1 rRNA gene is annotated in these 1,459 nt (G+C 51.1%); it reads left to right on the forward strand.

The window, feature by feature from the left end:
* Positions 1-1,350, forward strand: a 23S ribosomal RNA gene (locus OX459_RS28020); the annotation flags it as partial.
* Positions 1,351-1,459 lie beyond the last annotated feature (109 nt).

A 1,459-nucleotide genomic window follows, 5' to 3' on the forward strand; every position in this document is an offset into this window, starting at 1 on the left:
CACGAAGCAATCGGAAGTGGTTCCAAGAAAAGCCTCTAAGCTTCAGTCATACGAGACCGTACCGCAAACCGACACAGGTGGGCGAGATGAGTATTCTAAGGCGCTTGAGAGAACTCGGGAGAAGGAACTCGGCAAATTGGTACCGTAACTTCGGGAAAAGGTACGCCCCGGTAGCTTGATTGGTTTACTCCATGAGGGTGAAAGGGTTGCAATAAACTGGTGGCTGCGACTGTTTAATAAAAACACAGCACTCTGCAAACACGAAAGTGGACGTATAGGGTGTGACGCCTGCCCGGTGCTGGAAGATTAAATGATGGGGTGCAAGCTCTTGATTGAAGTCCCAGTAAACGGCGGCCGTAACTATAACGGTCCTAAGGTAGCGAAATTCCTTGTCGGGTAAGTTCCGACCTGCACGAATGGCGTAACGATGGCCACACTGTCTCCTCCCGAGACTCAGCGAAGTTGAAATGTTTGTGATGATGCAATCTACCCGCGGCTAGACGGAAAGACCCCATGAACCTTTACTGTAGCTTTGCATTGGACTTTGAACCAATCTGTGTAGGATAGGTGGGAGGCTTTGAAGCGGGGACGCTAGTTCTCGTGGAGCCAACCTTGAAATACCACCCTGGTTTGTTTGAGGTTCTAACCTTGGTCCGTTATCCGGATCGGGGACAGTGCATGGTAGGCAGTTTGACTGGGGCGGTCTCCTCCTAAAGTGTAACGGAGGAGTTCGAAGGTACGCTAGATACGGTCGGACATCGTGTTGATAGTGCAATGGCATAAGCGTGCTTAACTGCGAGACTGACAAGTCGAGCAGGTACGAAAGTAGGACATAGTGATCCGGTGGTTCTGTATGGAAGGGCCATCGCTCAACGGATAAAAGGTACTCTGGGGATAACAGGCTGATTCCTCCCAAGAGTTCATATCGACGGGGGAGTTTGGCACCTCGATGTCGGCTCATCACATCCTGGGGCTGTAGCCGGTCCCAAGGGTATGGCTGTTCGCCATTTAAAGTGGTACGTGAGCTGGGTTTAAAACGTCGTGAGACAGTTTGGTCCCTATCTGCCGTGGGCGTTGGAAATTTGAAGGGGGCTGCTCCTAGTACGAGAGGACCGGAGTGGACGAACCTCTGGTGTACCGGTTGTCACGCCAGTGGCATTGCCGGGTAGCTAAGTTCGGAAGAGATAACCGCTGAAAGCATCTAAGCGGGAAACTTGCCTTGAGATGAGATTTCCCAGAGCCTTGAGCTCTTTGAAGGGTCGTTCGAGACCAGGACGTTGATAGGCTGGGTGTGGAAGTGCAGTAATGCATTAAGCTAACCAGTACTAATTGCCCGTACGGCTTGTCCCTATAACCTTAGCAGGTACAGAGGATAAGACGGTACAACGTTGCGTGTGTGTTGATACAACCAGTCATTACCCAATCTTTGCTTCTTCCAGATTCAGGCTTTGTCGCTCCA

It is taken from the genome of Janthinobacterium sp. SUN026 (assembly GCF_030397625.1).
In the GTDB taxonomy this organism is placed as follows: domain Bacteria; phylum Pseudomonadota; class Gammaproteobacteria; order Burkholderiales; family Burkholderiaceae_D; genus Janthinobacterium; species Janthinobacterium kumbetense.